Annotated in this window: 14 protein-coding genes; 1 reads left to right on the top strand and 13 read right to left on the bottom strand. The window is 60.3% G+C overall.

Annotated elements, in window-relative coordinates:
- Positions 1-70 precede the first annotated feature (70 nt).
- The 12 genes from ACMHLQ_RS05685 to ACMHLQ_RS05630 all read right to left on the bottom strand — a co-directional run bounded on the left by ACMHLQ_RS05685 (position 71) and on the right by ACMHLQ_RS05630 (position 10841).
- The gene (locus ACMHLQ_RS05685) at positions 71-568 is read right to left on the bottom strand and encodes a prepilin peptidase (RefSeq protein WP_415403825.1); all 498 of its coding nucleotides are present in this window, start codon (positions 566-568) and stop codon (positions 71-73) included.
- 4 nt (positions 569-572) lie between these two features.
- Positions 573-1427 carry a tetratricopeptide repeat protein gene (locus ACMHLQ_RS05680; protein WP_415403824.1) on the bottom strand — a complete coding sequence of 285 codons (855 nt, stop codon included), beginning with the start codon at positions 1425-1427 and terminating at the stop codon, positions 573-575.
- Positions 1428-1532: 105 nt separating this feature from the next.
- Positions 1533-2102 (bottom strand): tetratricopeptide repeat protein, encoded by a 570-nt coding sequence (locus ACMHLQ_RS05675; protein ID WP_415403823.1) that lies wholly within the window; start codon positions 2100-2102, stop codon positions 1533-1535.
- A gap of 8 nt (positions 2103-2110) precedes the next feature.
- Positions 2111-3082 (bottom strand): type II secretion system F family protein, encoded by a 972-nt coding sequence (locus ACMHLQ_RS05670; RefSeq protein ID WP_415403822.1) that lies wholly within the window; start codon positions 3080-3082, stop codon positions 2111-2113.
- 10 nt (positions 3083-3092) lie between these two features.
- Complete coding sequence (locus tag ACMHLQ_RS05665; RefSeq protein WP_415403821.1) at positions 3093-4058, bottom strand: type II secretion system F family protein; 966 nt, start codon at positions 4056-4058, stop codon at positions 3093-3095.
- A gap of 12 nt (positions 4059-4070) precedes the next feature.
- Positions 4071-5441 (bottom strand): CpaF family protein, encoded by a 1371-nt coding sequence (locus ACMHLQ_RS05660; RefSeq protein WP_415403820.1) that lies wholly within the window; start codon positions 5439-5441, stop codon positions 4071-4073.
- 76 nt (positions 5442-5517) lie between these two features.
- The gene (locus ACMHLQ_RS05655) at positions 5518-6756 is read right to left on the bottom strand and encodes an AAA family ATPase (protein ID WP_415403819.1); all 1239 of its coding nucleotides are present in this window, start codon (positions 6754-6756) and stop codon (positions 5518-5520) included.
- Positions 6757-6990: 234 nt separating this feature from the next.
- On the bottom strand, positions 6991-7656 hold the full coding sequence (locus ACMHLQ_RS05650; protein ID WP_415403818.1) for an OmpA family protein: 666 nt from the start codon (positions 7654-7656) through the stop codon (positions 6991-6993).
- Between the two features lie 11 nt (positions 7657-7667).
- Entirely contained in the window at positions 7668-9098 is a 1431-nt protein-coding gene (locus ACMHLQ_RS05645; protein ID WP_415403817.1) for a type II and III secretion system protein family protein, read from the bottom strand.
- A gap of 220 nt (positions 9099-9318) precedes the next feature.
- Complete coding sequence (gene cpaB, locus ACMHLQ_RS05640; RefSeq protein WP_415403816.1) at positions 9319-10176, bottom strand: Flp pilus assembly protein CpaB; 858 nt, start codon at positions 10174-10176, stop codon at positions 9319-9321.
- Positions 10177-10375: 199 nt separating this feature from the next.
- Positions 10376-10552, bottom strand: coding sequence for a hypothetical protein (locus ACMHLQ_RS05635; RefSeq protein ID WP_415403815.1), 177 nt, complete (start codon positions 10550-10552; stop codon positions 10376-10378).
- A gap of 109 nt (positions 10553-10661) precedes the next feature.
- Positions 10662-10841, bottom strand: coding sequence for a hypothetical protein (locus ACMHLQ_RS05630; protein ID WP_415403814.1), 180 nt, complete (start codon positions 10839-10841; stop codon positions 10662-10664).
- 375 nt (positions 10842-11216) lie between these two features.
- Between ACMHLQ_RS05630 and ACMHLQ_RS05625 the strand changes: the two genes are divergently transcribed.
- Positions 11217-12026 carry a lytic transglycosylase domain-containing protein gene (locus ACMHLQ_RS05625; RefSeq protein ID WP_415403813.1) on the top strand — a complete coding sequence of 270 codons (810 nt, stop codon included), beginning with the start codon at positions 11217-11219 and terminating at the stop codon, positions 12024-12026.
- Positions 12027-12086: 60 nt separating this feature from the next.
- Here ACMHLQ_RS05625 and ACMHLQ_RS05620 read toward each other — a convergent pair whose 3' ends face one another.
- Positions 12087-12317, bottom strand: coding sequence for a GNAT family N-acetyltransferase (locus ACMHLQ_RS05620; protein ID WP_415405234.1), 231 nt, complete (start codon positions 12315-12317; stop codon positions 12087-12089).
- Between the last annotated feature and the right edge of the window lie 21 nt (positions 12318-12338).

The following is a 12338-nucleotide window of genomic DNA, read 5'->3' as shown; positions in this document are numbered from 1 at the left end:
CTGGCCTGCTACTGCTTGTTGTTTGGGCCACCGTAGCCGGGTTTTTCGGCCAAAATATGGCCCAAAGGGGTCAAGACCCGTGCACGGAGGCCAGCGCAAGATAAAGCGCGAGGGTGGGGCCGAGGGCAAAGCCCATGGGAAATTTCTTGGCCTTCTGGCGCCAACTGTCCCAGTTCGGGGCGAGTTTGTGCAGAGGCGTGTGTTTGGCAATGCGGTGTGCGGCGTATGCGGCCAGCAGGACGGCGGCAAAGAGCGCCATGATCAGGCGCACATCGCCCAAGGCCACATAGGGTGCGGCGGCGGCGAGGAATTTCGCATCACCCGCGCCCATGGCACCTGCGGCGTTGAGGATCATGCAGACCACCAGCACGATGCCCAGTTGCGCCAGCTGCCAGAGGTAAGCATCCATCGGGAACAGGAACGGGCCCATCACCACGAACACGGCGGCCATCGCCAGCACGGTCCAGTTGGTGATCCGCATGCTGGCAAGATCCGTGTAGGCGACATAAAGGCACAACGGCACGAGGAACGGCAGGAACCAAAGCGCGGCCTGCGCAGACAGGGCCATCACCTCACCCGCTGTTTTCGAGCGCGCGCAGCGAGCGCACGGCGGCCTCGAAGTGCTGGGGATGTGTTTCGATGGCTTCGCGCAAGAGGCCCTTGCCGGTCTGGACGTCACCCTGTTTGACGGCTGTCAGGCCCAGCGTGTGCAGCAGTTGCGCGCGTTCGGTCTGATCCATCGGCACGACGGGCAGGGAGTAGTTGCGTTGCGCGCCGCGGGCGAGGATCAGGTTGTTCTTGGCTGTGAAAAGGGCGGGATCCTGACGGATGGCGTCGACGAACAACCGCTCGGCATCCTTGAAATCGCCGCGTGTCAGTTTGGAGTAGCCCCAGTTGTTCAGCACACCCGAGGGGCGCGTGGTGAGGCCCACGGCGGTTTCATAGAAACTGTCGGCCTTTTTCCATTCCTTGTTGCTGTCGGCGATCAGCGCCTCCAGACGGTAGCGTTTGAAGGTCTCGAACGTGGGCGGCACCTTGTCGAGTTCGGATTCCGCACTGGCCCAGTCACCCGCACGCAGCAGGGCGTCCGCGTAATCGACCCGGTCGTCATTGGTGGCGCCGTCCAGTTTGACGACCTTGGCATAGGCCGGTGCGGCTTCGGAATAGCGCTTGGCGCGCACCAGCGACGTGGCAAGCCCGCGCTGGACGTCAATGCGATCGGGGTTCTCGGCGGCGGTGCGCTGGAAATACGAGACGGCCTCGTTCGGGTCGGCCACGGTCAGCATCACGTCGTTGAGGTCGGATTCATCGACAACGTTCACATCCTGGAACGCGCGTTCGACGGTTTCATCTGCTGATTTCTGCGCGCACGCGGACAAGGCCAATGCGCCTGCCAGCGAGACGGCCAAAAAAACGGGGTGGCGCATGTTTGCGTCCTTTTCCTGCTCGTTTGCGCCGTGCTTATGTGCCCGGTCGCATTCCTATGCGCCCTGCGGCGCGCCCTCAATTACCGCGCGCAATGTGCGCGTCGATCAGCCAGCCGTGCTAATGAGAAAGTCACTGCTGCCTCTGCGGACCAGTTTGAACTGGTTCTCGTTGGGTGCAACGCTAGCAGAATTTTCAGATTTTGCGAGTGCCAAGCGCAAATTATCCCTGATAAGTGTGCTTTCTCCGTCATCCAGGGCGAAGGCGCGGCGCAAAATCTGGATGGCTTCGCCGGTTTGGCCCTGTTCGATCAGCACAACGCCGAGATTGTTGAGGTCTTCGGGGTAGGGATCGTATTCGGTTGTGGCCCGCCGCAGCAGCTTTTCCGCCTGGCCCAGACGCCCAAGCCCCAGATTGGCACTGCCGAGGCCCGACAGGATTTCGGCGTCGATGCCGCCGCGGTCCAGTGCGGCCCGGTTGAACGCCTTGATGGCCAGTTCATATTCGCCGGCGGCGATCAGGCGGTGGCCCACTTCGACCCCATCCACAGCCTCGCCGCTGCGGTCGATCCCGGGCGCGAACGGGCCGGTTTGAGACACGTCAATGCCGCCTGAAGAACAGGCGGCAAGACTGAGTGTCAGAAAGGCTGTGGGCAGGGCCCAGATGCCGTTTTTCATAAGGTCGTTTAGTTGCCCATATTGCCCAGCTGGGTAATGCCGTGCACCGAGGGACCCACAAGGATGATCAGGAGCGGCGGCACCGTGAGCATCATAGTGGCAAGGGTCATCTTGGTTGGCAACTTGTTTGCCGCTTCTTCGGCGCGCATCACGCGCTTGTCGCGCATTTCACCCGCATAGACCCGCAGCGCTTCGGCGATGGAGGTACCGAAGCTGGCCGATTGCACCAGCACGGTCACAAAGCTGGCCACGTCCTGCACGCCGCACCGTTCGCCCATGTCGTTCAGCACGGTCACCTTGTCCTTGCCCGCCTTCATTTCGTAGCTGACGACCTGGAATTCGTCTGCAAGCGCCGGGAAAGAGGCCCGCAATTCGCCCGCAACACGGGTGATGGACTGGTCAAGCGACTGGCCCGCCTCGACGCAGACAAGCATCATGTCGAGGGAGTCGGGGAAACCCTGGGTGATCTGCTGTTTGCGCTCTTCCACCCGCTTGGTGATCCAGTATTGCGGGATGTAATAGCCCACGCCACCCGGGCCCACGGTCCACATGATGATCTTTTGCGTGGTCATCTCGTCTGTGCCGACGATGAAGTTCGTATAGATCACGCCGCCGATCAGCCCAAGCACTCCCAGAATGAACTGGGCCGCGTGGAACATGCGCACGGCGTCGCGCGACTGGTAACCGGCCTGGCGAAGCATCAACTGGCGCTTGGTCAGTTCGGCCACGTCCTGGGGTTCGAGGAAGTTGGAGAACCGCTCCAACTGTTCGTTGCGTGCACCCTGGCGCAGGCGTTCCTTTTGGGGACCACCGGCGGCGGCCGCCTTGCTGGATTTCTTCAGCTTGGTCAGCGGGTCTTCGGGCTGGCGCATCATCATGATGATGACGACCACGACCATCATCAGCCCGAGCACACCGGCGATGACGATGGGCCCGAGCGGGCCGAGGATATCAGTGATGGGTTGCAGCAGGGCGTCCATGATCGCCTCCTCAGACTTTGATGTTTGTCAGCACGCGCATGACCCAGAGGTTCACACACAGAAAGATGCCGACAACGAAACAGGCAGGGATGAAGTAGGCGTGATCGCGCACGTCATCGTAGTAATGCGGGTCGCCCACGTTGATGACGACCAGCGCCACGAGGGGGAAGGCGGACAGGAACTTGCCCGACCACTTGGCCTCGGCCGTGATCGCCTTGACCCGGCGGAACAGGCGAAAGCGGGCGCGGATCACCTTGGCCAGACCCATCAGGATCTCGGCGAGGTTACCGCCCGATTGCTGCTGGATCGTTACCGCCACGGCGAGAAAGCGCAAATCCTGCATGTCCAGCCGTTCGGCCATGTCCTTGAGGCTTTCGCCCACGTCGCGGCCAAAGGCGGATTCGTCCGCGATAAGTCCGAATTCCGAAGCCAGGGGGTCTTGCACCTCTTTGGCGACGATCTGGATGGCCGAGCTGAACGGGTGACCCACGCGCAACGAACGCACCATGAGTTCCACGGCGTCGGGCAATTGTTCTTCGATCATGGCAAGGCGCTTGCTGGCCTTGGACGAGACCCAGAAGAACACGGCACCAATGCCAATCACGACCGACAGCAAGGCCCGTACGGGTGTGTCTGTTTCGGTGCCGACGCTGAGGCCGACAAAGGCCACGACCGACAGGCCACCCATGATCATGATCAGCTGTTGCGGGGTAAAGGCGATGGCCGCCTTTTGCGCGCGGTCGGCCAGCAGGGAATAGAGCGGGATGGAGCGCGCGCCCATGTGCTGCTGCATTTCCTTGCGCAGCTGGTCGAGCACTTCCTCGCGGCGGCCACCGGCCTTGTTCAACATCTCGAGGCGGCGGTTCACGCGGCTGTTGAGGCTGATGGATTTGCCGAAGGCGACCAGATAGATCCCTTCGACCAGCACCAGGACACCGACAAAGATCAGGCCGTAAATGATGGGTTCTGCACTCATTTGTTCGGTTCCTTACTCGGCGGCGATGGGTTCGTAGATGGACGACGGCAGGTCATAGCCCCACATGCGGAAGCGTTCAGAATAGTGCGAGCGCACGCCGGTGGCGGTGAAATGACCGATGATCTTGTTGTCGGGCGTGAGGCCCACGCGCTGGAAGCGGAACACTTCCTGCATGGAAATCACGTCGCCCTCCATGCCCGTGATCTCGGTGATCGAGGTCATGCGGCGCGAGCCGTCCTGCAGACGCGAGGCCTGCACGATCAGGTTCACAGCCGAGGAAATCTGCGAGCGCACGGCCTTGAGCGGCATTTCGATGCCCGCCATGGCGATCATGTTTTCCAGACGGCTGACGCCATCACGGGCCGAGTTGGCGTGGATCGTGGTCATCGAGCCGTCGTGGCCGGTATTCATGGCCTGGAGCATGTCGATGACCTCCTCGCCGCGCGTCTCGCCGACGATGATGCGGTCGGGGCGCATCCTGAGTGCGTTTTTCAGACAGTCCCTTGGGCTGACCTCGCCCTTGCCTTCCACGTTGGGCGGGCGGCTTTCCATCCGGCCCACATGGGTCTGTTGCAGCTGGAGTTCCGCCGTGTCCTCGATCGTGAGGATCCGTTCGGCATTGTCGATGAAAGAAGACAGCGCATTGAGCGTGGTCGTTTTCCCGGACCCAGTACCGCCCGACACGATGACATTCAGCCGTGTGGCGACGGCGGCCTGAAGATAGGCGGCCATTTCCTCGGTAAAGGCACCGAAGTTCACCAGATCATCAATGCCCAGCTTGTCCTTTTTGAACTTACGAATGGAGACAAGGCTGCCGTCCACCGCGATGGGCGGCACCATGGCGTTGAAACGCGAGCCGTCTTTCAGGCGGGCGTCCACGTAAGGGTTGGATTCGTCCACGCGCCGACCCACCGCCGACACGATCTTGTCGATGATGCGCAGAAGGTGGCGTTCGTCCTTGAACGTGATGTCCGTCAGTTCCAGCTTGCCCGAGCGTTCCACAAAGATCTGTTGCGGACCGTTCACCAGAATATCGTTGACCGTTTCGTCCTTGAGCAGGGTTTCGAGCGGGCCGAGGCCCATCACCTCGTCGAACAGCTCCTGGTTCAGGGTCTGGCGATCCTCGCGGTTGAGGATGATGTTTTTCTCTTCCAGCACTTCGCCCGCGATGGCGTTGATTTCCTGGCGCAGATCATTCTCGCTCGCGGTTTCGAGGGCCGCGAGATTCAGGTTGTCGAGCAGCGCGCGGTGGAGTTCGAGTTTGATCTCGCCCATCCGCTCCTTCTTCTTGCGCTCTTTGTCCATCGGCATGACCGTGGCCACAGAGGCGTTCGCCTTGCGCGCAATCTTTTTCGGTGCATCCGGCGCAGGAACTTCGGCCACGGGCGCGGGTGCTGCGGCGGGTGCGGGTGCTGCTTTTTGTACTTCGAGAACATCGGGAAACCCCTGGGTTGTCAGATCAGGCCGCCTTGGCCTGGTCCTCGCTCAATTCATGGATGGAAGCCGCCAGTTTGGCGATTTCGCGGCGCAGCGGGTTTTTGGCAGCCGAGGTCGCCAGCGGCAGACCGTGATCGGCACACTGGGTGATCGGTTTGCCGCCATCGGGCAGTTGCACTTCGATGGAGATGTCGAGGCTTTCGCCCAGTCGCTTGACCCGAGCCTTACCACCCAAATCCGTAAATTTCGGTGCACGGTTCAGCACATAACGCAGTTTTTCAATTGGCAGCTCTTCGGATTGAAGGGCACGTTTGAAGCGCAGCGTGTTCTGGGCCGAACGCAGATCAAGCTCGAGCGTGGTAAAGTAGATATGGGCCGAGGACAGAACCGTTTCGGTCCACTGCACCAGTGTCGAGGGCATGTCGATCACGACATAGTCGAAATGCGCGCGGGCCATGTCGATCACGCGGCCGATGTCTTCGGGCGTGATCAGGTCCAGCGGGATCATGTCCGAGGGTGCCGTCAGCACCTGCAGCTTTTCCTCGAAGGTCAGCAGCGATTGGCCAAAGATCTCGTCATCCATGCTTTCGGTGTCTGATAGCATCTCGAACACGGCCTCGCGGCGCGGCAAGTCGAGATAGGTCGAGGCGGAACCGAACTGCAAGTCTAGGTCCAGAAGGCAGACACTGGGGCTGTCGCCTGAACTGAGCAAGGCCAGTTCCCAAGCCAGGTTCACCGCCAGGGTGGTCGACCCGGTGCCGCCGGCCACGCCGTGCGCGACCAGAACCGCCCCTTGTTTGTTGGTGCCCGAGGTCAATTGCGCCGTGCGCTCGGTTTCAGCCGGTTGTGGCTGTGAGGCGGCGCGCAGACGGTCGATGGCCTGCTGCAATTCGCCCTCGGGCAGGGGGTAGGGGACAAATTCGTCCGCGCCCTGTCGCAGCAACTGGTGCAGCGAGGCGGGTGTGACGTCTTCGGCGATCAGGATCACCTTGATGTTGCGCGATTTGGCCTGGGTGATGATTTCACCCATCAGGACAAGGTTGTCCTCGTCCGCGTCATCCAGCGCAAGGGCGACGAATTCCATCGACTCCGCCTCGGGCTGGTTGAAGAATGCCAGCGCCTCCGCGAACCCAAGATCACCCCAAGCCTCGCCCAACGCGCCTTCCATATCCTCGATCAACAGATCAAAGTTCTGAACATCGCGGCTGATGGTGCATGCCGCGATTGGCGATGTCTCTGGTTGTGGCATTACGCTGCTCATTGCCCACTCGTCCTTTATTCAAGGGTCACACAGGCAAAACAGACGCTTTTACATCCTGTTGCTGCGGTACCCACGCCCGGTCAAAGTGTCCGGGCATACCTATCCTTAGGGGAGGTTGTCGCAGGCAATTCAGGCGAGATTTGGGCTAAAAAACTCCAATTGTTTGGTATCTTGGAACGATAAGGGGCCCGCAGGCATGATTGTCTGCGGGCCCCTTATGCGATTTTGGGTGTTTTATTGTTCTGTGCGGAGGTCCGCACCGACGATACCGGTCAGCTGGCTCGGGGCCTCGCCGGACTTGATATAGTCGCGATAGATGATCTGGGCGTACTTGCCGTCAAGCACGGTGGGGTTCGATTTCACAAAGCCGCTGACCTCGGTCACGGTGCGCCGATTGCGGCGTTCGCGTCCCTGGGTGACGATCAGGGGCTGGGTTTCCCCGAACGAGGCCACGGCCTCGAGGCGCGAGCGGCTGATGCCTTGCGTGCTCAGGAAATGCACCACGGCCTTGGCGCGGGCGAGGCCGAGGCGCTTGTTATAGCCTGCCGATCCAACCGCATCCGTATGTCCGTAGACCCGGAAGCGGACTTCGGGGAATTGGCGGATCCAGCGGGCCTGTTCGCGCAGCGCATCCTGCGCGCCTGCGTCCAAGGTCGCGGAATTAAAGGCAAAATTGACTGTCGTGATGACTTCGGAGGCGAAGCGGTTGGCCAGGTCAAACGTATACTGACGCTCGCCCGTCATGATCAGGGTATTGTTGGCGGTTGCGTTGCCAAACTGGCCCGTATCCACCAAGGCACCGGATTCGCGGTAGAACTGGGTATAGACCGGGTCGCTGGACGGGCCACACGCAGAAAGCGCGAGACTGCTAGCCAATGCGACGGAGATGATCGGTTTCATGAACCCTGTCCTTAATCCAACACGTAGCCATATGAGCCGGAGAAGTCCTGTTTGGCAACCTCGCCTGCAGCGCCTTTGTTGGGAACGCGCGTGCCAGCGGCGGTGCGACCGTACAGAAACAGGTCTTTTTCGGTGGGCGGCTTGATGCGATCGGTGGGCAGCGCCAACACGTCACCCCGTACGGGCGAGACCAGATGCGCGGTGATGATGATCACCAGTTCCGTCTGGTTGCGCTGGTAAGAGGCCGAGCGGAACAGTGTGCCGAGGATCGGGACATCCCCAAGCCAGGGAAGCTGGCTGGAGTTATCGTCGAAATTGTCTTCGAGCAGGCCCGCGATGGCAAAGCTCTCTCCGTCCCGCATTTCCACGGTTGTCGAGGTTTCGCGGCGCGAGAAGGCGTCGATTTCGAACCCGTTGACGGCGAAACCGTTGGTGGGGTCGATGGCGGAGACCGCCGCCTCAAGCTCGAGGTTGATCAGATCCTTGTCCACCACGCGGGGGATAAAGTTGAGCTCGATGCCGAAGGGTTTGAATTCGATGGTGATGACGCCGTTGTCCTGGCTGACAGGCACGGGGTATTCGCCACCGGCCAGGAACTTGGCCTCTTGCCCGGACAGGGCGACAAGGTTTGGTTCGGCCAGGGTGCGCACAACGCCCTTGGTTTCAAGGGCTTCGATCAGCAGGCCCACCTGGGTGTTGCCCGCGTTAAAGCCGAACAGGATGGCGCCTGCGTTTTCGTTTGTGCCGGGAATGTTGCCGCCGAGGCTGTTGGCCACGCCGCCCGAGCTGTTCGTCGTGCCTGTACCGCCGTTCAAGCCCACGTCGCCCGAGAAAATCGAGCCGTTGAGCGACAGCGAAGAGCTGAGCGACTTAGAAACAGAGCGGTTCATCTCGGCAAAGCGCACTTTCAGCATAACCTGCTGGACGCCGCCGACGCTCATCAGATTGGACACGCGCCCTTCGGCGTAACGTTCGGCCAGATCCAGCGCGCGTTGCAGGCGCGCGGTGGACGAGACGACACCGGACAGGACAATCCCGTCATTGGCGGTGCGCACTTCGATCTTTTCGCCGGGCAGGATCTGCCGCAGGCGTTCCTTGAATTCCGAGATGTCGGCTGCCACGCGCACGTTCACATTCGTGATCAGGCGGCCATTGGCATCCAGAAGGGTCAGGGTGGTCAGGCCCGGTGCCTTGCCCAGCACATATATAGTGCGGTCGCTGAGCGACGAGATATCGGCAATGGCCGGGTTGGCGATGCTGAGTTCCGCAAAGGGCGTGTCACTTTCGACCACCACGGCCCGGTTCATCGGGACGCTGAGTGTCGATTCAGTCGCCTTTCGCACCACGCGCAAGTTATCGGCCTGAGCAGAGCTCAGGGCCAGCGGGCTTACAGCAAGAGACAACCCGAGAAGGGCTGCTTTGAAAATTCCGTCAATGTTCATGTGACCTGCCTTTTTGATCACGCCTCGGTGTCGGGTCTTGATGCCCGCGATGGTTACGGGTCGTTCGCCCGTATTTCACAGCACTCTGCGGTAATTTCGATTTTTTTGCAAGAATCAATGGGTTCACGGGTTTTATTTATGTGGATAACCGGCAACACGCCCAAAACGAGACCGGCGCCACCAAAGGGTGACGCCGGGATAAGTTGTTGAATTTTCGAGATCAGTTGGTGCAGGGGATCGGGATTTCGACCACTTCCGCCCCGCGACGGGTGCGAATGGAACAGGTCTTCTCTTCTTCCACTTCGGCTTTGACCTCTTGTGTGGCGATGCCAAGCAATGCGCGCTGGTCTACCTCGATTGCGCCGGCGATCGTGTCGTCCTCGGCCCCGACAAGGGACAGCGCAAGGCGTCCGGTCGACTGGGCCTGGGCCAATGTTGCCACTTGCGACGGCTCGACCGCGACGGTCACGGTCTGGGCGATGATCGCACCATCCAGATCGCCCGCGGCGTTCTGGTCGATGGCAATCAACTTGACGCCCGGTTCGATCAGCTTGGTCACTTCGCCGCGCGTTTGGCTGAGCGATTGATCCACGCGACCTGTCCAGTAGACATCGACGCGGTCGCCCGGACGCAAGAAGCCGGACACGCCCGAGGCCACGTCAACCTTGATCGCAAAGGCACGCATCCCGCGCTCGAGGCGCGACGTCAGGCCAGCCTCTTCACCGGGGGCGGTGACCTTGACGGCCAGGATCGCCTCGTCCTTTTCCATCGAGCGCAGCACAACACGCGCAGCGGTCACGCCCTCGTCAAAGAGGGGGTTGTCTTCGGTGAACGCGCCTTCGGGGATGGCGTTTTCGGGCCAATCGACCGACCGTACATCCTCCATCGTCAGGGCTTCACCGTATTTCAGCGGCCGTTCGGCCACGTAGACCGGAATCGTCGGCACAATCTTTTCACGCTGGGCCCGTTCTTTGGCCAGTGCGGTCTGATATTGCCCGATGTAGTTCTTGGCCATGTATACGGCACCACCGGCCAGGGCGATCCCGGCAAGTAGCACCAATCCGAAAACCATTCGCATTTCAGTACCTCTAGGTTGGGCTCTTGTTCACCGGAAGGGTGGGAGCCTCTCGCGATCATTTGTGACGCCTGAATGTGGCGATATTAGGGTGCGAGTGGGGTCGGTTTGGGGCAAATCCGCGTGCGCTGTGCCAGACATGCTAAAACCCCGGCGGGGCCAGGGTAATCGCGCTGTTCGTTGGGTGTCGTGTGAGACGTTATCAGAATGACCAGTTGGTCATGAACTCCTCGACGCCGGCGGACACACCTACAGAGCCATTTGTGAGTGCAATGACCAGGGCCACTGCCAAGGCGACGATCGCGGCTGTCAATACAACCCAATCCACGGTGACCGCACCGTTTTCGTTGCGCAAGAACCTGTTGAAATACGTTTTCATCTTTAACCTCTACTCAAAGGTCCCCGTAACGACCGTTTTCAAATCAAAGGGCCGCGTCCAGGATCGGTCGCGGCCCCAAAGTCTTGTTACTCTGTCAGATCAGACCAACTTAGTTAGGGTCTTGGTTCTGCAGGAACGTGTCGGTGTCGGCTGTCAGCTCGGTCGCACCAGTTTCGATGGACGTGTAAGCTGCAACGGCCAGACCAACGACGGCGGCTGTCAGAACAACCCAGTCAACAGTCACGGCACCGTTTTCGTCTTTACGGAAGTTTTTGATAAATTTCATCATGGTAGTGTCCCTCCAAAGGATCAGTAGATTTTACGTTTCAACCTTGTCGTCCGTAGTGTGGGCCGTTTCTCTCTCATTGGCCCGTGTCCGACTTGGTATGACGCTATATAGCCGTTTGATTGGGGCACGAATTTGGCGGCAAATTGGGCTTTTCACGTCCGGGTGCAGAAACTTTGAATAAATGTTCTAAGCATATGATTTTAATGTATAATTTTTCTCGGGAAATTCTCGGTCTACACAATTTTCATCAAACCGGTGTGCAAATATGGCAATATCGCCATCTTTCAGATCACCGATGCTGGCCCGAGGGGCCGTTTTTTGCGATACTGGCAACAATTCGGTCAAAGAACCGACGGCGAAAAGCGAGCAGCAGTGATGAAATCAGTGATTTGGTTGGCCAGTTTTGTGCTGGCGCTTGGTTTTGGGCCTTTGGCGGCCCAGGATCCCCCGCCATTCAAGGATTTTTCAGCCAAACGGGTGAAACCGCCCAAGGCGGGCGTGAAAAAGCGGATCACCATTCAGATTGACCCGGCTGCGCAAGAACAGGCCCCGGCACCTTCTGCACCGTCACAGACTGCTGTGGCCGCTGCACCGCCCGCAACGCGCTTTGATTGGTTCTGGCAGGATGTTTCGCCTGATCTGGCGGATGCGGGTCCGGGGCGGCTTGATCTGGCGATGCGCGCCTTGGCCCGGGCCGAGGCACCGGTGCCCGTGCCACGCCTTCAGCAGATGCAGGCGCTGGCGCAGGCGCGTGGCATCGACATCCTCAAGGCGACTATCGGGACCGAGGTGTCGCCCGCGCTGGTGCTGGCGGTGATGATGGTCGAGTCGGGCGGGCGCGAAGATGCAGAGAGCCGGGCAGGGGCGCAGGGGTTGATGCAGTTGATGCCCGACACCGCAAGCCGGTTCGGTGTGACCGACAGTTTTGAACCCGCGCAGAACATTGCGGGCGGTGTGAAATACCTGAATTGGCTGATGGGCACATTCGATCGCGATCCCGTCCTTGTGCTGGCCGGGTACAATGCGGGCGAGGGATCGGTGCGCAAGCATCAGGGCGTGCCCCCCTTTGCCGAGACGCGCGACTATGTTCCCAAGGTGCTTGCGACCTTTCAATTGGCGCGGGGGCTGTGCATCACACCCCCGGAACTGGTCACCGATGGGTGCGTGTTCGCGGCGTTGAACTGAGGCGGGCGGAATTTTCAGAAAAATTCCGGGCCGTTTTCCGACTTCGGAAAACGTCTCCGCTCAGACGTTGAACGCGTCAGCCCAATCGGGGTGCTTGGCCCGCTGCCTGTTCACAAAGGGGCAGAGCGGGACGATCTTCCAGCCTTCTGCCCGCGCATCGGCCACCAGCCGTTCCACCAGGCGCAGGCCCGCGCCGGTGCCGCGGAGGGCATCCGGCACGCCAGTATGATCAGCAATGCGCGTGTGGGGCGAGAGGATGGAATAGGTCAGTTCGGCCTCGTGCCCATCCATGACCAGGACGTAGCGGCCCTT

Origin of the sequence: Tateyamaria algicola, assembly GCF_047715485.1 — a bacterium.
Taxonomy (GTDB): domain Bacteria; phylum Pseudomonadota; class Alphaproteobacteria; order Rhodobacterales; family Rhodobacteraceae; genus Tateyamaria.
The sequence above is the reverse complement of the archived record's forward strand: the minus strand, read 5'-3'. Positions and strand labels throughout refer to the sequence as shown.

Bases quoted from the DNA above. Each gene is read 5' to 3' on its own strand.
- ACMHLQ_RS05685 (WP_415403825.1), bottom strand. From the start codon at position 568: ATGGCCCTGTCTGCGCAGGCCGCGCTTTGGTTCCTGCCGTTCCTCGTG.
- ACMHLQ_RS05650 (WP_415403818.1), bottom strand. From the start codon at position 7,656: ATGAAACCGATCATCTCCGTCGCATTGGCTAGCAGTCTCGCGCTTTCT.
- ACMHLQ_RS05635 (WP_415403815.1), bottom strand. From the start codon at position 10,552: ATGAAAACGTATTTCAACAGGTTCTTGCGCAACGAAAACGGTGCGGTC.
- ACMHLQ_RS05625 (WP_415403813.1), top strand. From the start codon at position 11,217: ATGAAATCAGTGATTTGGTTGGCCAGTTTTGTGCTGGCGCTTGGTTTT.
- ACMHLQ_RS05665 (WP_415403821.1), bottom strand. From the start codon at position 4,058: ATGAGTGCAGAACCCATCATTTACGGCCTGATCTTTGTCGGTGTCCTG.
- ACMHLQ_RS05670 (WP_415403822.1), bottom strand. From the start codon at position 3,082: ATGGACGCCCTGCTGCAACCCATCACTGATATCCTCGGCCCGCTCGGG.
- ACMHLQ_RS05655 (WP_415403819.1), bottom strand. From the start codon at position 6,756: ATGAGCAGCGTAATGCCACAACCAGAGACATCGCCAATCGCGGCATGC.
- cpaB (WP_415403816.1), bottom strand. From the start codon at position 10,176: ATGCGAATGGTTTTCGGATTGGTGCTACTTGCCGGGATCGCCCTGGCC.
- ACMHLQ_RS05620 (WP_415405234.1), bottom strand. From the start codon at position 12,317: ATGGATGGGCACGAGGCCGAACTGACCTATTCCATCCTCTCGCCCCAC.
- ACMHLQ_RS05675 (WP_415403823.1), bottom strand. From the start codon at position 2,102: ATGAAAAACGGCATCTGGGCCCTGCCCACAGCCTTTCTGACACTCAGT.
- ACMHLQ_RS05630 (WP_415403814.1), bottom strand. From the start codon at position 10,841: ATGATGAAATTTATCAAAAACTTCCGTAAAGACGAAAACGGTGCCGTG.
- ACMHLQ_RS05645 (WP_415403817.1), bottom strand. From the start codon at position 9,098: ATGAACATTGACGGAATTTTCAAAGCAGCCCTTCTCGGGTTGTCTCTT.
- ACMHLQ_RS05680 (WP_415403824.1), bottom strand. From the start codon at position 1,427: ATGCGCCACCCCGTTTTTTTGGCCGTCTCGCTGGCAGGCGCATTGGCC.